The organism is Fulvivirga imtechensis AK7 (assembly GCF_000331535.1).
Lineage (GTDB): Bacteria > Bacteroidota > Bacteroidia > Cytophagales > Cyclobacteriaceae > Fulvivirga > Fulvivirga imtechensis.
Window position 1 is genome coordinate 36,185 of record NZ_AMZN01000028.1, and the last position, 22,425, is coordinate 58,609.

The window sequence follows — 22,425 nt, forward strand, 5'->3', positions numbered from 1 at the left end:
ATGGAAAACCAAAAAGCAGCAAATGAATATGACGTGATCATAGTGGGCTCAGGGACCTGTGGCGCCACTATTGCACGTGAGTTGATCAGGCACAAAAAGAAGGTGCTGATCCTCGAAAGGGGAGGTAATCGTCCACTTAGTGACTCGTTTTTTAAGACGATGTCTATTACCGATATGGTGAAATTGGGTGACAAGTTAATGACTATGCGGGCGCTTACCACCGGTGGGTCAACCGCCCTTTACCTGGCTGTTGCAGACCTTCCGCCACTCGATGTTTTCAGCTCATTGGGAATAGACCTGACGCAGGAACTTGAGGAGGCGAAGAAAGAAGTGCCTATCGCACGCTTACCAAATGAACTGATCAGCCCGCAAACCTTGCGACTACATGAAGGCGCTTTGCAACTGGGGTATGAGGGAGAGATCAAAACAATGTTTATTGACCCGTCTAAGTGTACCACAGGATATTCCTATGATGCCAAATGGAAAGCGCGGACCTTTGTGCAGGAAGCAATTGGCAATGGAGCAACATTGATCAACAATGCAATGGTCACAAAAGTACTTGTGGAGAATAATAAGGCTGTAGGTGTCGAATACAAAGTGAAGAAGAAGCAGGTCAAAGTTTACGGTGAAAAAGTGATCCTTGCTGCAGGTGCGGCTGCGTCACCGATCATTCTTAGAGACAGCGGAATTAAAGAGGTGGAAAAGAATGGTTTTTATATAGACCCTAATTGTGGGTTGTTTGGCACCATTCCCGGACTTAAAGCAAAAAACAACTTCATGGGCTGCTGGGCAATGCAGTTGGATGATGATATCCAAATAGGCGACCTGAATGCAACAAAGAGTTTCTACAGGGTAATGATGCTGGCCAGTGGTAAACCTGAGCGCTTGTTTTCGTTTTCCAAGAGCATAGGAATAGGGGTAAAGGTGAAGGATGAACCCGGTGGAGAGCTTCTTGAGAACAACCGCTACCATAAGCAACTGACCGAGCAGGACTACAGCAAGTTAAGAAAAGGTGAAGATGTAGCCGAAGAGATACTGAAAAGCGCCGGGGCAAAGAATATCTTTCGCAGCAGCTATGGTGCCACCAACCTGGGCGGTACCATAAGCATAAAAAAACATTTGGATGACAAACTGCAAACCGAATTTGAAAACCTGTTTGTTTGTGATGGTTCCATCATTCCGGGAGATGTTAGAATATCTCCAAACCTGACACTGATCTGTCTGGCGAAATACCTAGCTAAGCATTTATTATCTCCTCAGTTGGTAGCAGTCACTGAAACTGAAAACTGACATTACTACGCTTATTAATTCAATTAAAACATATTCAAAAACAAATTCTTTAACGATATGAACACAGAAATGACCTCTGAACCAAAGCAGCCGGCTAAAGGCCGGAGAAGGCTTTTTAAATTCTTTAAAATATTCTTTGGAGTGATATTGCTCCTCGTTGTTGCAGGTGTTGTCGCTGACTGGATATGGGTAAGATCCGGTGATAATCAATGGAAAGAAGTAATTGACAGAGATGGGGTGGTGGTACACAGTCTGAAAGCTCCGGGCTCATTTGTAGTACAATTGAAAGCAAAGAAGCGCATGAAAACTAATTTGGGAGGGTTGATCAGCGCAATGCAGGATATGGAAGCCATGTGTAGCGAGGGTTGCTACGAGGCGGTAATTGTGGATAGGGTTGATTCACCTACTTCTCAGATAGTATATACCTATTCTTTGTTCGATATGCCATTCCCGCTTACCGATAGGGAGTGGGTACTTGAAAATAAGTTTCGTCAGGACCCTGACACCCGCGAAATAATCTATAAAATTGATGCAGTACCCTACCTGGTGCCTCCAAAGGAAGGCTTCGTTCGTATTACACATTTTAACAACAAATGGCGCTTTATTCCTGTGGGAAAAGGAGAGGTGGATGTGGAATGGTATATGGACATGAGCTATGGCGGCTATGTGGCTAACCTTTTTCACAACCTGGTAATCCCTAATATCATGCCCGAAAGTATGCATGAAATTGAAAGGATCGTGCAGGATGAAAAATATCAGAATGCGAAATTTGAATTTGTAACGGAAATAGATGAGGTTACGGCTGAGGGCGATGAGGTCGTAATGGAGTCAACTGCCTATTAAGCGTTTCCATGATATTAGAATAACCTGACAGACGGATCTTCCTGTGCCAATTCAGGTTCGGGAGAATAACCTTCATGAATTAATACGATGACCTTGGCCAAAGAACATCAAACCGGTGTGATACTGCTTTGCATAATGTTGTTCAACACATGTTTAACAGTAGCGCAGTCAAGAAAGTGGGAAAGCGCCACGTCTAAAGACGGTAAAATTGCAACAAAATATAGCATATCAACCAGGTCAGATGAAAATGGCAATGATGTAGCATTAATTGAAAGTGTTACCACAGCTACCGAAAAAATAAACATGGATAGGTGTATTGAATTGATGAAAGATGTATCGAAACATAAATTCTTCCATTCGGATGATTCGAGTACAGTAGTTAAAACCATTTCAGAAAACGAATGGATCATTTACTATTATACTGAAGGTACTTTTTTCACCCCCGATGCTGACGGAGTTTACACTTTGACTTTTACAGAAGATAAATCGAATAAAACAGCAGATTTCACCATACAAGCAGTACCAACATTGCTTGAAAGGACAGAGGCAAAGCGTTTTACATATCTGAATAAGGGTTACTCATTTGAAGATATGAAAGATGGTACAGTTCGGATCACGATGACCACCAGGCTGTCACCAGCCTTCAGGGTTCCTGGTTGGATAATGAATATGGCTTTTCCTCATACTTTTTTTGATGTAATGCAGAAGTTTATAAACCTCGCGCACAATGAATAAAACAAACGAAACCTTAGAACGACCTTTCACAGCTATGGAAAATACGTCTTCCCGATCCCGGGGAGATCAGGACTATGCCAACTACTGGTCAGTACAATCAGGTAGTGATTCGCAGGTTTTTAGGTGGCTGCCTGATTCCTGTGGGAAGGAATTGGATGGAGATAGTGATAGTGATAGTGAGAATATAGTCACTATCCGGTTGACCAAACAACTATCCGATTGGGTTCGTGGTTTTTCCGGGGGAAAGTCTGTACAACCTTTTGTGTTGTTCCTGGCTGTTTTAAAGCTCCTGTTGCACAAGTATTCCAACCGGGAAGACCTCATGGTAGGGATCACTTATAATGCTGATATACTTCCGGTTCGTACGCAATGTATAGAGGGTGTTCAATTCAATAGGTTTCTGGCGGAAGTACAAAATGCGCTAGTACAAACACGGAAAGGCACTGTTGATCCGCTTCCGCCAAATAGCCACTTCCAGGTTGTTTACACCTACGGGGATGGCAACAACAAAAGCAGCGAGGTGGGCGACAGTTTAACTGTGGAAGTCGCAGAAGAGAAAGCATCATTTAGCATAAGCTTCGCTGCGTCCGCCAACATCTGTGATAAGAGCATGCTGCAGCGACTTTCCGGTAATTTTACCATGTTACTGACAGAGATTAGCAAAGCTCAGGATAACGTGGTACAAACCTATCCTATGGTCACCGGGCAGGAACAGCAGCTTTTTGCATCGTTCAATGACACAAGCTTTGATTACCCTCGGGATAAATGTATTCATCAATTTTTCATTGAAAAAACTGCCGTAAACCCCAACCAAATAGCCGTAAGGTTTGAGAATGAAAGGCTGACCTATCAGCAGCTCTATGATAAATGCTGTGACCTGGCTTTGTTCTTACAATCGCTCAATATCCGGCCGGACAGCCTGGTTGGGTTATGCCTGGAAAGGTCTGTCGAAATGATGGTGGGGATCCATGGAACATTGATCGCTGGTGGCGCCTATGTGCCCATGGACCCTGATTATCCTAATGATCGGCTGGCTTATATGCTGGAAGACAGCCAGGCCTCAATCGTCTTATGCCAGGGCAGACTCATTGATAAGCTAAAACCTTTGATCAAAGAGGGTACTACATTGATCGCGTTAGACGAAAGCTGGAATGAGATTGCGGCCAGGGCAGAGGCACTAAGAGACCAGAAGAAGACCATCCGTGAGGATGTCCAACCAAATCACCTGGCATATATCATTTATACCTCAGGCTCCACCGGCAGACCCAAAGGTGTGATGGTAGAGCACAGGGCGTTGGTAAATCGCATTGATTGGATGCAGAGGACATACCTTTTGAGTGAGAAGGATGTGGTACTGCAAAAAACACCTTTTAGCTTCGATGTTTCGGTTTGGGAGTTTGTATGGCCTATGATGGCAGGGGCAACGCTTGCTTTCGCCAAACCCGGAGGGCACAGGGATGTCCTGTACCTGGAAGATCTTATTCAGGAAAGTGGTATTACCACATTACATTTTGTTCCCTCCATGCTACATGCATATCTCGACCATTCCCAAAGCCGGTGCGACAGTGTAAGGCAGATATTTTGTAGCGGAGAAGCTTTGGATAATAAGGCAGTAGCAGCCTATAAAAAACGGTTTCCAAGGGCTGTTTTGCATAATCTCTACGGCCCCACTGAGGCAGCAATAGACGTCACTTTCTTTGATTGTTCCAGGTTGAAGACACCATTTGTGCCTATTGGCGCCCCGATCTCCAATATTCAGATCTATATCCTCGACAAATATAATAACCTGCAACCACTGGGCGTTCCCGGGGAGTTGCACATAGCAGGAGACGGACTGGCCAGAGGGTATCATAACCGCCACGAGCTTACCAGCGAAAAATTTGTGAACAATCCCTTTAGCCCGGGCAAGCGTATGTACAAAAGCGGTGACCTGGCCCGCTGGATGGAAGATGGAAATATTGAATATCTCGGACGGATTGACACCCAGGTGAAGATACGTGGCTTTCGCATTGAGACAGGAGAGATAGAAACCATCCTTCATCAACATCCCGATATCAATAATTGTGCTGTGGTGGTGCAGGGTGAGGGTGTTGAGAAGAAACTGTTAGCCTTTTATCTGGCAAAGGATACGAAAGAAGGTAATGTAGTGAAATTGGCTGCTGAAAGCCTGAAGTCATTTTTGTTGCAGTCGCTGCCGGATTATATGGTGCCTGCGGCATTTGTCAGTCTGGAGGAATTTCCTCTTACCCCGAACGGCAAATTGAACAGGCGTGCTTTAGAGTCTATAGACGTGCAGATGGAATCCAGCAAGGCATATGTTGCTCCGCACAATGATACAGAACAACGACTTACCGAAATATGGGGTGAAACGTTAGGTATTGAGGCTAAAAAAATAGGAGTTGATGACAACTTTTTTGAGCTGGGAGGCCATTCGCTGTTGGTTGCTCCGCTGCTCTCAGAGATCAGAGATCAATTTGCTGTGGATTTACCACTTAACACTTTTTTTGATGTGTACACCGTTGCCGGCCTGGCAGAAGTGATCAAAGCTGCCGAGGATCAGGATGAAGAGGAATTAGGTGATATCGAATTTGAGGAATTTACACTATGACAATTTATTCGTTAATAAATACAGTCCGTGCCCTGGGAATCAAGCTGTGGCAGGAAGATGGTCAACTTAAAATAAAAGCGCCAAAAGGAGCTTTGACAGATGATATTCGTGAACAGATTAGCAGCCGAAAATCTGATATCATCGCTTTTTTAAGTCAGGTATCAGCTACTAAAAAGCTTCCGCCACCACTGCGTCCGGTTGATCGTGCTGAGCTTGACCGGCAGCCGCTAAGTTTTCTTCAGGAGCGACTGTGGATCATTGACAGGTTGAACCCTGAAAATACTGGTTATAACATCCCTGCAGCTTTTGTCATTAAGGGTAAACTCGATATTGCTTTATTGAACAAAGCGCTGAACGTTTTAATAGCCCGTCATGAAAGTTTACGTACGGTATTTCCTGATCATAAGGGGCAGGCCCGGCAAGTAGTACTCGATAGCCTGAAATTAGAGGTGGAATCGATTGACCTGAGCCGTACAAAGGCAAAGAAGATAAAATTGGCGGAAGCCAAAAAGATCTGCGAAGCGGATGCAACCGCACCATTTGATCTGGCCACAGGGCCGCTTATCAGGGCCAAAGTGATCAAGCTTGCGCCACAAGAGCATATCCTTATGCTTAATATACATCATATTGTGAGTGACGACTGGTCGGCAAACGTCATGTTCAAAGAGCTCTTTTTGACTATGGATGCGTTGCAGGATGGTAAAGAGTTTGACCTGCCCGCACTGCCCGTGCAGTACCTTGACTACAGTGTCTGGCAAAGGCAATGGTTTGAAGAGGGCGGAGAGCTTAAGCGGCAACTGGCATACTGGCAACAGAAACTGGCAGGCGCTCCTGAAAGTCTGGGGCTGGCGACAGATTACCCCAGACCGGCAGTTCAAAGCTTTGAGGGCGCTTCACAGTCATTTACAATTGATCCTCAGCTCACGACCCTTCTCAGGAGTCTGGCTGAGCAGCAGGGGTGTACGTTGTATATGATGCTACTTGCGATCTTCAAGGTGCTACTCTATCGTTATACAGGTCAGGATGATATTTGTATAGGTACGGCCATTTCAAATCGACAGGCACAGGAGACCCGCGGCCTGATAGGAATGTTCGTCAACACGCTGGCTTTGCGTACTCAGGTGAAAAGTGAGGATACTTTCCTGGAGGCGCTAAGCAAGGTAAAGACTACATGTGTTGAGGCATATGCACACCAGGATACACCATTTGAAAAAATAGTAGACGCTGTGCAGGTCAGGCGCGATCCGTCAGTCAACCCGCTGTTCCAGGTGATGGTTACACAAAATATACCCTTAAGTCTGCCAAAGGAAGATATACAACCATTTCATTTAGACCGTCACAGCAGTAAATTTGATATGGCTGTCGAGTTTACGGAAAATGACAATGAACTGACAGGGGTCATTGAATACTGTACCTCCCTGTTCAGACGAGGCACTATTGAGCGACTGATCAATAACTTCATAGCGCTGTGCGCATCAGCCTCGGCTAATCCTAATGCTAAAATTACGGAGCTGAACTATTTGTCAGGCGAAGAAAGACAGCAATTGCTTATTGACTTCAACAACACAGAAGCTCCTTACCCCAAAGACAAGTGCATTCATCATTTATTTGCTGAGCAGGCAAAACAAAATCCCGATGAGATTGCAGTCATCTTTGAAGATGAGCAATTGACCTATAAGCAGTTGTACGATAAAAGCCATGTGCTTGCCCTATATCTGCAGTCAGTGGGTGTAAAGCAGGAAAGCCTGGTGGGAGTATGTGTAGACAGGTCTGTCGATATGATAGTCGCGCTCATGGGTATACTACAGGCTGGTGGCGCTTATGTACCACTGGACCCAAATTATCCTGAAGACAGAATTGCGTTCATGCTGCGAGACAGTCAGGCTTCTGTGGTGCTTACGCAAGAGAAACTGAAGAAGAAACTCCGCAAGATCGTGCCTCACGAAGCAGAGCTTATTGCTTTAGATCAGCAGTGGAAGGAGATAACAGCTTCTGTTTCAAAATCTATAGATCAAAAAGTAAAACTCAGCCAAAAGGTTACTCCGGATAACCTGGCTTATGTCATTTACACCTCTGGTTCAACAGGAAAACCTAAAGGTGTAGCCATTGAGCACCACAGCACAGTGGCATTACTGAATTGGGCCAAGGGTGTGTTCGGCAGGGATCAACTGGCAGGAGTTTTGGCTTCTACCTCTATTTGCTTCGACCTGTCGGTGTATGAGATCTTCCTGCCCCTTTCTGTGGGAGGCAAAGTGATACTGGCCCCTGATGCATTGGCGCTGACAAATTTTGCCCATAGAGCATCCGTTACACTGATCAATACCGTTCCCTCGGTAATGGGCGAACTCGTGCGGATCAAGAACGCCATACCCGATACTGTCACAACCATTAATCTGGCAGGCGAACCACTTTCATCTGCTCTGGTGGATAAGATATATGACAACAGCAATGTAGAAAAAGTGTACGACCTGTATGGTCCTTCGGAAGATACCACCTATTCTACTTTTACCCTCAGGGAAAAAAATGGCCCGCAAACTATTGGTCGTCCTATTTCTAATACCCAGGCATACATTCTGGACAGGTTCAATAACCCATTGCCGGTAGGGATACCGGGCGAACTGCATCTTGCAGGAGCCGGTCTTGCCCGTTGTTATCTCAACCGTCCTGAGCTTACCAGGGAAAAATTTGTTCCCAGTCCTTTTAATCCGGGCACTCCTATGTATAAAACCGGTGATCTGGCCCGCTGGTTGGAAAACGGTACTATTGAATACCTCGGAAGGATCGACAGGCAAGTTAAAATAAGAGGATTCCGTATTGAGATCGGTGAAATTGAACATTATCTGGATCAGCACCCGAAGGTTATTGAAAGTGCCGTAGTGGCTCAGGGCGAGGGTGTCAACAAAAAACTTATTGCCTTCTATGTTGCTTCGGAAACAAGAGTAGGTGAAGTGGCCAAAGTTTCAAACGAAGATTTGAATAAACATCTGAGCCAGTTCTTGTCTGACTACATGTTGCCTGCTACATTCGTTAGTGTTGAGTCAATTCCGCTGACTCAAAACGGCAAGGTAGACAGGCGCGTACTCGAAGCCATAGAAGTGGATGCCGAAACTACCAGAGATCATCATGAGCACGTTGATGATATTGAAAATCAGCTTATCGAAATTTGGGCAGAAATACTGGATCGGAAGCCTGAAGCCATCGGCATACGCCAAAAATTCTTCGATATTGGCGGGAACTCTATCAATGCGATCACATTAGCAGCCCATATTGAGGAGAAGACACAGTGTAAATTTTCCCCTATAGATCTGTTCAAGTATGGTACTATCCGTGGTATCAGTCAATACATCAAAGAAAATACTATTATCAGGCCGGAAAGTTCAGTTTCGGAGGAGTTATCCACTACATTGAGCTCTCAGAAGCGGATAAAAACAAAACCTGATACAGAATATCCGGAATATTATGACGATAGCCTGGCGATTGTCGGAATTTCCTGTCATTTCCCCGATGCGGAAGATCACTGGCAATTCTGGAAAAATCTTGTGGAGCGCAAGGAGAGTATAAACCTGCTTTCCAAAGAAGAAGCGGCCAGGCTAAATGTAGCGCCCGAAATACTGAATGATCCAGGATACGTACCCTTGAAGCCCTGGATGGAAGGCAAAGAGTTTTTTGATCCAGAATTTTTCCAGATATCGTCAGGTAATGCTGCGCTGATGGATCCGCAATTCCGCCAGTTGTTGCAGCATTCGTGGAGGGCTGTTGAAGATGCCGGGTATCGCTGCGAAGAGATTGAAAACACGAGCGTTTTCATGTCTGCCAGTAATAACTTCTATCAGTCATTAGCCGAAAAGATACAGGCTGAAGGGCATGTCATGGAAGATTCCTCAGAGTTTGTTTCGTGGGTATTGGCGCAGGGAGGAACAATCCCAACCATGATATCCTATCAACTTGGGCTTCGCGGACCGAGTGCTTTTGTACACTCCAATTGCTCATCGTCCATGACCGGACTGTACTACGCTTTCCAGAGCTTACAGTCGAAAGATGTTGATTACGCACTGGTAGGTGCGGCCACACTTTCCGCCTCGTTAGGCCTCGGGTATCTTCAGATGCCGGGAATGAATTTCTCCAGTGACGGCCATTGCAGAGCCTTTGATGCTAAAGCAGATGGGATGGTTGATGGAGAAGGTGTGGGTGTTATTTTGGTTAAACGTGCCGCAGATGCTATCAAAGACGGTGATCATATCTACAGTTTGATTCGGGGTATCAGTGTCAATAATGATGGTTCTGACAAAGTAGGCTTTTATGCGCCAGGTGTATCCGGGCAAACTGCTGTTATCCGCAACACCCTGGAGAAAACCGGTATTAATCCCGAATCTATTAGCTATGTAGAAGCACATGGTACAGGAACAGCCCTGGGTGATCCTATTGAAGTACGATCCATCAGTGAAGCTTATGAGAAGTATACAAACAAGAAGCAATTCTGTGCTATAGGGTCGGTGAAGCCTAATATCGGGCACCTCGATACCGCTGCCGGCCTGGCGGGAACTATCAAGCTGGCGATGAGCCTTTACCATAAGAAGTTCCCTTCCATCATCAACTATACGAGCCCAAATCCCCAGATTGATTTTGAAAACTCACCTTTTTATGTTTCAGATCAGGAAGAATCGTGGGCGGAAGCACAGTATCCGAAAAGGGCTGCTATCAGTTCGTTTGGTATTGGCGGCACAAATGCCCATGCCATTCTGGAGGAGTATTCACGCTCTGAAGCCTCTTTTACTTCTCCGGATGCACTATTTGTAGTACCATTGTCTGCACAGAAAGAAGATATACTGAAGGAATATGCTCAAAAGCTGCTTCTGTTTTTGGAGAGCAGGGAGCAAAGCCAAATCAATCTTTCTGAGATCGCCTATACCCTCCAGACAGGGAGAAAGGAGATGGCCCACCGGGTTGTTTTTGTTGTTAAAGACCTTTCAGAACTGCTTAACGAGCTGCAGGCTTTTATCGAAAACAAAAAGTCAGACGGTTATTTCCGTGGAGACGTAAGCACCGGTAAAAAACCAGTTGAATCACTGGAAGACGATGAAGATTACCAGGAGCTGATCAGGCATTGGTTTGTTAAAAAGAAGGTTAGAAGGTTGGCTCAGCTATGGGCTTCCGGCACCAGCCTGGATTGGAAATTACTCTATGATCAGAAGTTTCCGTTGCGCATGAGCCTACCGGCATATCCGTTTGCCAAAGTCCGTTGCTGGATCGATACCACATCATCAAAATCACTGGCAACATCACGTGGCAGTTCGGGTGCCATGCTTCATCCATTGCTACACACCAATACCTCGGATTTTAGTAGCCAAAGCTATGGTTCCGTGTTTAGTGGTAAAGAATTTTTCCTGGCAGATCACCGGATAAACGGACAGAAAGTGCTACCGGCAGTTGCCTACCTGGAGATGGCTTGTGCTGCTGTGATGAAGGCTACCTCGGGGCAGTTCGAACCATCTATGCTTGAACTGGGCAATATCGTCTGGGTAAAGCCGATTATAGTAAACAATGAAACGCAAACGCATATCAATCTATCGGTCAGTGATCAGGGGCAAATAGCTTATGAGATAGGCAGCACCGATGGAATGCAGCAGGTGGTACACTGTGAAGGCAATGCTGAGTTTACGGACCGTCCCGTCCCTGAAATGTTGGATATCGCCCGGTTAAGGGAGCAAATGGATCATACCAGCATGGATGCAGCACAGGTGTATGCTATGTTTGATAAAACAGATGCTTCTTACGGCCCTGCCCATCAGAGCTTAGAAAATGTTTGGATAGGAGAGGAGCAGGTGCTGGCGCAATTGACGCTTCCCGCTGTTGTAAGGAATACGCTTGATGAATATGTTATGCACCCGAGCCTGATGGACGGTGCATTACAGGCTAGTAATATTTTGTTTGACTACCTGAACCAAAATGTAGCGCAGGATGTCCTACCTTTTGCCTTGAGGTCACTGCGCATCGGGTCGAGGTGTACCGAAGAAGTATTTGTCTGGGTGAGGTTGGCGAAGGACAGTAAACCGGAAGACAGGCTCATAAAACTGGATATCGACCTGTGCGATCCGGAAGGAAATAGCTGTGTGCAAATGCATGGCTTTTCTTTCAGAATGATATCGAAGGGCCAGCGTGGTTTGCAGGACACAGACAACCGGATGAGCATGCACCTGGCGGCTCCGGTCTGGCAACCGCAACCGGTCATTCCTTCTCGTGAAGGTAATAATACGCGATTAGAACAACACCATGTTATCCTCTGTGAGGTGCCAGGGATTGAGATTAAGCAGATCGGGAATTTACTGCCCGGCAGGCAGTGTCAGCAAATAGAACAGAAGGCCGGAAATATTGCAGAACGTTTTGAAGAAGCTGCGCTGCAGTGTTTTGAGAAGATCCAAACGATTCTCAAAAGCAAACTCAAACGCAAAGTACTCGTCCAACTGGTCTTCACCAATGAGCCGGAGCAAACGGTATTTGCAGGGTTGTCCGGCCTGTTGAGGACAGCCTCCATGGAAAACCCGAACTTCATCGGACAGGTTATTCTGATCGATAGGCAGACCACTGCTGAGCAGTTAGCTCAGTTGGCGTTGGACAATTGCGAGGCAACGGAAGAGTCGTTGGTAAAATATGCCGGGGGCAAGAGGCACGTCCTGCAGTGGGAAGCAGTTGAACCAACTCAGGCCCTGCCTAAAATTCCATTTAATGACAAAGGCGTCTACCTGATAACCGGAGGGTTAGGTGGGCTTGGCGTTCTGTTTACCCGGGAGATCCTTAAGCAGACTAAGAATGGGCGGATCATCCTGACAGGGAGATCGGAATTAACCGGTGAGAAGAAGAAAATACTGGATACACTGACTCGAAATACTACAGTAGAGTATCGTCAGGTCGATATCGGAGATCAGGAGCAGGTCAACGGGCTCATTGCTGATATCATCAACAAACACAAGCAACTGAATGGCATTTTCCACAGCGCGGGAATAATCTCCGATAGCTTTATCCTGAAGAAAACCACTACTGAGTTTGGAGAGGTACTGGCGCCAAAAGTAAGGGGTACCCTGAATCTGGATCATGCCTGCAGCGATGTAGACCTGGATTTCATGGTTTTGTTCTCGTCTGATTCTGCATTTGGCAGTGTTGGTCAGGCTGATTATGCAGCAGCCAACGGCTTCATGGATCATTTTGCCTCTTATCGCAACCTGCAGGTGTCTGAAGGGCATCGGCAAGGACGGACTTTATCCATCAACTGGCCGCTATGGCAGGATGGTGGAATGAAGCTTGATCAGACGATACTGGAAATGCAGCAGCAAACTACGGGTATGCGGCCTATGCCGACAGCAACCGGTATACTGGCATTTTATCAGTGCCTGGAATCAGGATATGATCAGCTTTCAGTTACTGTAAAGGACCTGTATCAACAACAGGATGAATCGGTATCTGACAGCATTTCAGATCGACCAGTGCAGACCCCGGTTGAACAGGCGGAAACCGTGTCAGAAGAGTCTTTTGTTGCTCACAATCAGAGTATTAAAGTAGATGGTGGCAACCTTTTTGAACTGACGCAGGAATTCTTGAAAAAGCAATTCTCCGAATTGTTTAAGCTACCGGCGCATCAGATAGATCCACAGGCATCGTTGGAAAACTATGGAATAGATTCTATCCTGACGATCAATATTACCAACCAGTTGGAAAAGACCTTTGGCGCTTTGTCAAAAACACTTTTGTTTGAATATCATACGATCCAAGAACTAACGGAATACTTCTTAGAGGAGTTTGAGGAGAAGTTGACCAGCTTGTTTGCCGGTTCTTCAGAAAAGAATCCAAAGAAAACTGTAGAGCAAAAACCGGAACAAAATCCGGAGCCGAAGGCAGTGGTCGAAGCAAAAGCCGCGCAACCCGATGCCAGAAGGTTTTACCATCGTGGTCTTGCCAATATTTCAACAAACTCTAACAATCGAACCCGAAAGGCAGATCAGAAAGAAGAGCTTATTGCTATTGTAGGACTGAGTGGTCGCTATCCGGAATCCCTTAATATTGAAGAATACTGGAATAACCTGCGCAATGGCAAGGACTGTATTGTAGAAATACCGGAAGATCGTTGGGACTGGAAAGAATATTTTTCCGATGACAAAACAAAAGACGGTGTTCATTACAGTAAGTATGGAGGCTTTATTGCCGGTGTAGATGAATTTGATCCGAGGTTCTTCAACATTTCACCAAAAGAAGCAGAGATCCTTGATCCTCAGGAGCGCCTGTTTTTGCAGCATGCATGGATGGCTATTGAAGATGCCGGTTACACGCGGGCTTCGTTGCAAATACCGCATGGGCGTAATCTTCCGGGACAGGTAGGTGTTTATGTGGGCGTAATGTACAGTGAATACCAGCTTTTCGGAGCTGAAATAAGTCAGCAAGGTAAGCGAATGGGATTTGCCAACAGCATGGCTGATGTCTCTAACCGTGTCTCTTTTGTTTTAAATGTACACGGGCCCAGCTTCACGGTTGATACCATGTGTTCTTCATCACTGACCACCATTCATCTGGCTTGCCAGGACCTGAAGAGTGGTCGCACTGATATGGCTATTGCAGGGGGTGTCAATGTGAGCGTTCATCCCAATAAATATCTACTGCTGAGCTCCGGGCAATACATTTCCACTACTGGTCACTGCCATAGCTTCGGAGTAGGCGGTGATGGCTACATCCCCGGAGAAGGCGTGGGGGCAGTAGTTCTTAAAAGGCTTTCGGATGCCGAGAAAAGCGGTGATCATATTTATGGCCTGATCAGAGGCAGCGGTCTTAATCATGGAGGGAAGCCCAGTGGTTACACAGTACCAAACCCTCAGGCGCAGTCTGCTTTGATCAGCCAGGTGCTGGAGGAATCAAACACTGATCCTCGCCATATCAGCTATGTAGAAGCTCATGGTACCGGCACGCCATTAGGAGACCCGATTGAGATCAATGCACTTACAAAGGCTTTCAATCAAAAACATCAGGGCTCGTCATCTGAAAGTGACGACCGGGGAATTTGCCTGATCGGTTCTGTCAAATCAAATATTGGCCACTGCGAATCTGCGGCTGGTGTAGCAGGACTGACCAAGATACTGCTGCAGATGAAGCATCAGCAGATTGTTCCATCATTGCACTCCCGGGAACTAAACCCGAATATAGATTTCGCCAAAACTCCTTTTGTTGTTAATCAGAAGCTTACTGACTGGGAGCAGCCGGTGCTGGATGGTAAGAAATTGCCCCGTATCGCAGGAATATCCTCTTTTGGTGCAGGTGGGTCAAACGCCCATATCATTCTGGAAGAATATGCTCCGGAAGTCGAACCTGTCGAAGAAAACAAAACGGTGGTTGTTCCACTCTCAGCGAGAACACCGGAACAACTCAAACAAAAAGTACATGACCTGATCCATTTTATTCGCCATGAGCAAAAGCCTGTGAATTTGGTTTCTCTGGCATATACATTACAGGTAGGTCGTGAAGCAATGGAAGAGCGGCTTGGCTTTATCGTCAATGCTGTCGACCAGTTGTTGGAGTTACTTGAAGCTTATGCCAAAGCCCAGCAATCAGGTGGAAAATCACACATCGATGGTGTTTACCAGGGACAGGTGAAGCGTAACAAAGAAACCATGCTCATCTTCAGCCATGACGATGACATGAAGGAAACCATTGACAAATGGATTACGCGTAACAAACTGGAAAAACTTCTTGACCTGTGGGTGAAAGGACTGGACCTCGACTGGCTGAAACTTTATGGCGATGCCAGGCCAAAACGTATGAGCCTGCCCACCTATCCATTTGCCAGAGAGCGATACTGGTGGAATGATGCCGTTGAAGACGGGAAGTTGACACTAAAACAGTGGATTAATAAGCAAAATGCCGCTAAGGTGATTCACCCGATGCTGCATGTGAATACCTCCAATCTGGGTCAGCAAAGCTATAGTACAACGTTCACGGGTGAAGAGGTTTACCTGAAAGAGTACGGTGGCAGCGAACAAAAAGTACTGCCGGCAACGGCCTACCTGGAAATGGCCAGGGCTGCAATAGAACATGCTCTGCCACAAAAAAGTGAGTCCGGTACCGTGGTGTTGCGTGATGTCGTTTTGGCGCAGCCGGTTATGGTAGGTAAAAACAGGCAAGTCAGTCTGTCGCTGTTTCCACAAGACAGTAAGCACATAGATTTTGAGGTTCACAGCGATGATGCAGGTGAAGACATCGTGCATTGCCAGGGACATGCGGTCATTACTGAGCAACCGGCAGTAACCAACCTGGATATCGCACAGATTGAAGTTCAGACAGGCCCCGGTCAATTGTTAACCGAGGTCAGTGTGCCCGGAGCTGGCAGCCATAATCTGAACGGTTATATGCTCCATCCGGGTATATTGAACAGTGCATTAGAAGCCGCACACCATCTGGTTCCCGGTTCTGCAGGAGCCATACCATTTCCTCATGGAGTGGAGTCTGTTCATATCCTTTCCCCTTACAAGGAGAAAATGCTCGCATGGGTGCGATACGCAGAAATAATGCAGCCCGCAGATGCTGATATCAAGCTTGATATTGACCTGTGTGACGAGCAGGGCCATATCAGCGTGCAGATACGCGGCCTGTCTTATCTTCAGGCTTCGATGGCTTCGCCCGAACCTGTTTCTCAACAGGTGCAGTCGTCCTCAGGTTTTATGCCACAGGAGATAGCAATTATTCCAATGGCACATGAGGAAGCCGAAGGCAACTCAACGGGTGACCGTCAGCACATATCTGTCCAAAGCCCCCTGAAGAAGCCAACAGGTATCATACTGCCTGCACTGGATACCGTATCAGTGGCAGAAAATACCGCACCTTCCGGGAAGATCCGCTTTAAACTTCCTGATGCCGGGGAAAGCATGTCATTACAGGGTAGCTCATTCATACAACCCGACCTTGTCAGCCTGTTTGAGTATGGTGAAGGAGTGTTTTTGATTCAGCTCGGCAGCGCTGAGCTATCAAAAGACCTGACCCTGCAGATACTGCAGGCATTGAAAACGGTGAAGCAGATAGAAACTGTCAAGGTACTTTTCATCCGCAGTGGGGAGTCTGATTTTCTGTTGGGTGGCAGACAGCATTACAACGATGCTGTTGAGCAGAAACTCTACGAGGCAATCAGCGGATTCCCTTATCCGGTGATCGCGGTAATGCAGGGAAATGCCGGAGGTGCAGGATTCCTGCTTGGCGCTTTGTGCGATTTTATGGTATGCAATGAAGATGCTACCTACTTCTATACCGATCCGAAGGGTGGATTATTTCCTGCAGTTGCAGAAGACCGCTTGTTAAAAGAGCGCTTCGGTGTTGCATATGCATATGATCTCATGTATTTGTCTACAAAAGCTACTGGGAGGGAGTTAAAGGAAAAGGGCTGGAATTTCCCGGTCATGCCTAAAGATCAAATCGAACAATATGTGCAAAGGCTGGCGCTCAACCTCGCCAGGAAGCCTCAGAAATCATTGCGTTTGATCAAGCAACATCTGGCCCGCCATATCGGCAATGTCGTTAACGAACTCGCGGTGGTGAATGCGGTCATTTCGACTGATAAAGCACCGGCTTCTGCTCATGTAAAAGACAGCATTCCTTCCTTTGAGAATATCACTGTTACAACACATAGCAGTCATATTTTAGGCGTTCGGATAAGTCCTGTTGCAAAAGGTTATTCAATAGCTGACTGCATAGCAGATCTGACGGATATCTTCAAATGGGTAAAACAATCTTCTCATCACAGATCTGTTGTGCTTGAGAGTGATAACGCTGAATTTTTCGAAGGAGCCGGGAAGCAGTTTACGGCAGAAGTAGTTGCGAATTTTTCAGACTTGATCCTGAAGTTGGAAATACCTGTAATTGCCATTTTAGATACAGATTCGAAAGGCCTTTGGTGGCTTTTAGGCCAGTTTTGTGATGGCTGTGTTTACAGCAAAGCTGCGCATTATTCGGCCATAGACATTATCCCTAATGCGAAACTGGCCAGTATAGCGGCCATGATCTTTGCATATCGTTTCGGAGATTCTGCCGGCAAAGAAATTTTACTGTCAGGTGCTGATTACACCGGCCTTGATTTGAAGCAACGCACCCGAACGTTGGCAGTGGCCGACAAAGATCAGGCATTGGCAACAGCTTTAAAAATAGCTTCATCATGGGCGGAGTGGTCTGCCTCCGTTTTAGCCGGTTGGAAACAATACAACGCCACCAGCATCCGGGAAAAAATGAGCAATCTGCTTGTATCAAATGATTCGGAACGAGAATTTAATCCTGTTGCTGAGATGTCTCCGGTTTCACTCCAGTCAGAGGTGATCAGTGCAACAGCAGACCCGGAAGGTATTCTGGTTGTCAGCATGGAGGACCGGGAGGCAAAAAATATGTTCACTGATGCGCTTACGCAGGGAATCATTGAAGTTTTTGAGCATGTAAAACAAACACCTGCATATAAAGCTGTAGTACTCACGGGATTTGATAATTATTTTGCATCAGGCGGAACCAAAGAAGACCTGGTGGCGATCCAGCAGGGAAAAGCCAGGTTTACCGATATCAAATTTTACCATCTGGCCATGGAGTGTCACGTCCCGGTTATTGCAGCAATGCAGGGGCATGCGATCGGTGCCGGATGGGCCTTCGGTATGTTTGCGGATTTTACTTTCTTCAGCGAGGAAAGTAAGTACCTGAGCCCCTATATGAACTTTGGTTTTACACCGGGTGCAGGGGCCACGTTTATACTACCTGGAAAAATCGGCAATGATCTCGCAAGAGAAACGCTACTGGTAGCGCAGGAGATCAGTGGTAGTGAATTGAAAGACAGGGGGTTACAGGCGCCCGTTATGTCGAGAAAACAAGTGGTTCCCGCTGCACTGGCCCTGGCCAGGCAGATCGCAAAAAACAGCATTGACCGCATAGTTGCCATTAAAAAGCAATTGACAGCGCATCAGCATGATGCCGTGGAGGAGACCTATCAGTTGGAGCTGGCGATGCACGATGAGACATTTGTCGGACAGTCGGAAACATTGGAGCAGATCAGAAAGTATTTCGGGCAGGACAATGATGAAGCATTGCAGACCGGTCATTCCGTAGCAGCGGCAGTTGCTAATAATGTACAACCTCCCGCTCCTAAGGCGGGTATGCAAAGCGCAGGCCGTGAAGGCACCATTTCAGAGCTTGCAGCCGATCTTAAGAATTACCTGGCGCAGGAACTGCACATGCAGGAAGATGAGATTGATGAAGAAGCAGAATTTATCGATCTGGGCCTCGACTCTATCACAGGAGTGACCTGGGTACGTAAAATCAACGAAAAGTATAACCTTTCGGTTGAGGCTACCAAAATATACAGCTACCCTACACTTATCAGTTTTGTCGAATTTATTAAAGATGAGTTATCAAAGCAGGGCGTCTCACTCGATGAAGCACCGGCAGATGATAGTGAGCCAACACCTGATCAACCAGGAAATACTAATGGTCAGGCAATGGCACTTAGTACAAGTGAACTGCGGGCAGTGCCGACTCCTTCAAATGGAACAGGTGCATTGCTTTCTGTAGGGGAGGAGCTGAGGAAACTCCTGGCGGAGGAACTGCATATGCAGGAGGATGAAATTGATGATGATGCAGAATTCATAGATCTTGGTCTCGATTCGATCACAGGCGTCACGTGGGTGCGCAAGATCAACGAAAAATATAAGATCACCATTGAAGCGACCAAAGTCTACAGCTATCCGACACTTACCGATTTCAGTAAGTTTGTAAAAGGTGAGGCAGAAAAGCATGGAGCCATAGTTAATGAACAGGTACCCGTAGCAAAAAAATCCGCTTCCGTTGATGCTCCGGTATATACTCCGAAAACGACTCCAAACCAGATGAAAAAAATGGCTTCAGCGCCACCTGTGTTGAAGAAGCTGACCTCATGGAGGAAGCAATCACATTTGAGGATTAACCCGGGGTCGTCAGCTACTGCACAGGTACAACCTATCGCGATCATCGGTATGGCCGGTCAGTTTCCGCAGGCTAAGAATGTGGAGGAGTTTTGGGACAATATTGTACAAGGCAGAAATTGTATCAGTAAAGTCCAAAGATGGGATCTTGCGACCCATTACCGGGAGGGAGAACCGGTGCCAGGAAAGACCAACTGCGAATGGATGGGATCCCTTGAAGACCACGACCTCTTTGATCCGCTATTCTTTAATATTGCTCCGACCGAGGCAGAGACTATGGACCCGCAGCAGCGGCTGTTTTTACAAAGTTGCTGGCACAGTATTGAAAATGCCGGATATGATGCCAGGACTTTGTCCGGAAGCAAATGTGGTGTGTTTGTGGGAGCAGGAGCCGGTGATTATCAATTTTTATCCAGAGAACTGCAAGTATCGGCAAAAGGATTTACCGGAACCGCAAATTCAATTCTGGCGGCCCGTATCTCCTACTTCTTAAATTTACAAGGTCCATGCCTGACTATTGATACTGCCTGCTCTTCATCTCTGGTGGCGATTGCTACAGCTTGCGACAGTTTGATTTCAGGAAACAGCGACCTTGCCCTTGCCGGAGGCGTTTGCGTAATGGCAACGCCTGACCTGCACATTAAATCATCGCAATCAGGCATGCTTTCAAAGGATGGCAGGTGCTATACCTTTGACGATAGGGCCAATGGCTTCGTGCCGGGTGAAGGTGTAGGAGTGGTGATGTTGAAAAGGTTGTCAGATGCGGAAAGAGACCAGGACAGGATTATTGGCGTTCTGGAAGGCTGGGGTGTCAATCAGGATGGAAAAACCAATGGTATCACGGCACCGAGCCCGGAGTCGCAAAAACGCCTGATGCAGGATGTATATGATAAATTTAACATAGATCCGGCCAGCATCCAGTTAATTGAAGCCCATGGTACAGGCACAAAACTTGGAGATCCCATTGAAGTAGCAGCGCTAGTGGAATCATTCAGTAAGTATACCCGGGAAAAAGAATACTGCGCAATAGGATCGGTTAAAAGCAATATTGGCCATTGCATGGCTGCTGCCGGTGTCGCAGGGGTAATTAAAGCTTCTCTGGCATTGAAAAATAAGCAATTGCCGCCAACAATCAATTTCACACGTCTCAACGAGCATATCAACTTAAAAGATACTCCGTTCTACGTAAATGACCGGCTGCAGACCTGGAATGGTTCGGCAAAACATCATGCCGCAGTCAGTTCATTTGGGTTCAGTGGCACTAATGCTCATCTGGTGATTTCCGGGTACGAGCCCAGGAAAGAGCCAAAACCTGTTGACATCAAAAATCCGGAAGTGATCATCCCGCTATCCGCCAGAAATACTGAACGGCTGATGCACAAGGCCGGTGATCTGCTGGATCACATTCGCAAATATCCGTCAGTAGATCTTCATGAGATGGCTTATACTTTGCAGACAGGGCGGGAGGCTATGGATGACCGCTTAGGCTTCGTGGTGAACAGTATCGGGCAACTGACAGAAAAGCTTCAGGCCTACGTGGATGGAGAAAAGTCTGTTTCAGGTGTATTTTACGGACAGGTAAACCGCAACAAAGATGGTATGCAATTCCTAAACCAGGATCAGGAGGTACAGGAGACGCTGATCGATAAATGGATTAGCAATAATCAGCTTGCCAAGCTACTCGGAGCCTGGGTTAAAGGATTGAGTTTTGATTGGAACAGGCTTTACGGAGCTGTCAAACCTCAACGCATAGACCTGCCACTTTACCCATTCGCCAGGGAACGATACTGGGTAGAGCCGGAAGTTCGTCATATGCAGGTCTCAAATGCGGAAGCCTCAGTAATAATTCATCCATTGGTGCATACAAATACTTCAAACTTTAGCCAGCAATGCTACAGTTCGGTTTTTAGCGGAGAGGAGTTTTTCCTGAGAGACCACCAGGTGCAGATAAATGATGACGGAGCTGCCCCACAAAGCGTTTTGCCGGGTGTGGCCTATTTGGAAATGGCGCGAGCAGCGATAGAAAACGCCATGTCATTTACAGCCCAGTCGGGTACGCTGGAGTTGCAAAATATTATCTGGGTGCGGCCGGTTATCGTTACCGGGCAAGTACAGTTAAGCATCGCACTGTCAGCCAATGATGATACGCATATTGATTTTGAAATATACCGCCAGGATAACGGTCATACAATTGTGTATTGTCAGGGACAGGCGGTATTGAAGGGCCTGGATACTCCCGCTCGGATGGATACGGGGCGTCTTACGCAAGAAATGCAAAACGGCCAACTTGATGCCTACCATACCTATAAAATACTAAGGAAACTCGGCCTTTACTACGGTCCGGCACACCAGGGTATCAAAATCCTTCATAGGGGAAAAGAACAGGTTCTGGCGCAATTACAATTACCGGAAGTTCTTGAAAGGGATCATGTAGCTGATAAGTTTGTGCTGCATCCCAGTTTAATGGACAGCGCGATACAGGCAGCAGTTGGTTTTACGGAAGATCTGGATCAACCTTCAGGTCAGCCATCGTTGCCATTTGCAATGGATAAATTACAGGTTTTTTCTCCATGTACAACTGCCATGTATTCCTGGGTACGGTATGCTCCCGGTAACAAGCGCGACAGCAAACTTTCCAAGTTGGATATTGACCTGATTGATCAAAATGGCAATGTCTGCGTGCAAATGAGGGGATTTACTTCAAGGGTTTTAGAGGGCGAAACCCCGCAGCCTTTCCATGATACACAGCATTTGATCAGTAGTCATACCAACGGTAACGGAAATGGAAACGGTTCATCCTTTAATGAAGGTTACTATGAAACACTTATGGAGAAAATTCTGAACAATGAGATTTCCATTGATGAGGCCGTGGATTCGGAATAGCGGCTAATGGTCAACTAGTCGTGAGTAGTTAGTAGTTAGTCAATCACATCGGTCAAACAGTCGGCAGTGAACTTGAAAACGGTTCATGTCAAGTATTAATACCTCAAATCC

Annotated in this window: 5 protein-coding genes; all 5 read left to right on the forward strand. The window is 46.5% G+C overall.

Annotated features, from left to right (window positions below):
• The 5 genes from C900_RS08610 (at window position 1) to C900_RS29810 (ending at window position 22,314) form a co-directional block, all read left to right on the forward strand.
• A complete protein-coding gene (locus C900_RS08610) occupies window positions 1–1,290 on the forward strand; it encodes an FAD-dependent oxidoreductase (RefSeq protein ID WP_009579365.1) in 1,290 nt (429 codons plus the stop codon).
• A gap of 57 nt (window positions 1,291–1,347) precedes the next feature.
• On the forward strand, window positions 1,348–2,133 hold the full coding sequence (locus tag C900_RS08615; protein ID WP_009579366.1) for an SRPBCC family protein: 786 nt from the start codon (window positions 1,348–1,350) through the stop codon (window positions 2,131–2,133).
• A 93-nt stretch (window positions 2,134–2,226) separates the two neighbouring features.
• Complete coding sequence (locus tag C900_RS08620) at window positions 2,227–2,868, forward strand: SRPBCC family protein (RefSeq protein ID WP_157493953.1); 642 nt, start codon at window positions 2,227–2,229, stop codon at window positions 2,866–2,868.
• The gene (locus tag C900_RS08625) at window positions 2,861–5,476 is read left to right on the forward strand and encodes a non-ribosomal peptide synthetase (protein WP_009579368.1); all 2,616 of its coding nucleotides are present in this window, start codon (window positions 2,861–2,863) and stop codon (window positions 5,474–5,476) included. The genes C900_RS08620 and C900_RS08625 overlap by 8 nt, the downstream gene beginning before the upstream one ends.
• The gene (locus tag C900_RS29810; protein WP_009579369.1) at window positions 5,473–22,314 is read left to right on the forward strand and encodes a non-ribosomal peptide synthetase; all 16,842 of its coding nucleotides are present in this window, start codon (window positions 5,473–5,475) and stop codon (window positions 22,312–22,314) included. The genes C900_RS08625 and C900_RS29810 overlap by 4 nt, the downstream gene beginning before the upstream one ends.
• Window positions 22,315–22,425: the final 111 nt, after the last annotated feature.

Excerpts from the sequence above, each read along its gene's own strand:
- C900_RS08615 (WP_009579366.1), top strand. The coding sequence starts at position 1,348 with ATGAACACAGAAATGACCTCTGAACCAAAGCAGCCGGCTAAAGGCCGG.
- C900_RS08610 (WP_009579365.1), top strand. The coding sequence starts at position 1 with ATGGAAAACCAAAAAGCAGCAAATGAATATGACGTGATCATAGTGGGC.
- C900_RS29810 (WP_009579369.1), top strand. The coding sequence starts at position 5,473 with ATGACAATTTATTCGTTAATAAATACAGTCCGTGCCCTGGGAATCAAG.
- C900_RS08625 (WP_009579368.1), top strand. The coding sequence starts at position 2,861 with ATGAATAAAACAAACGAAACCTTAGAACGACCTTTCACAGCTATGGAA.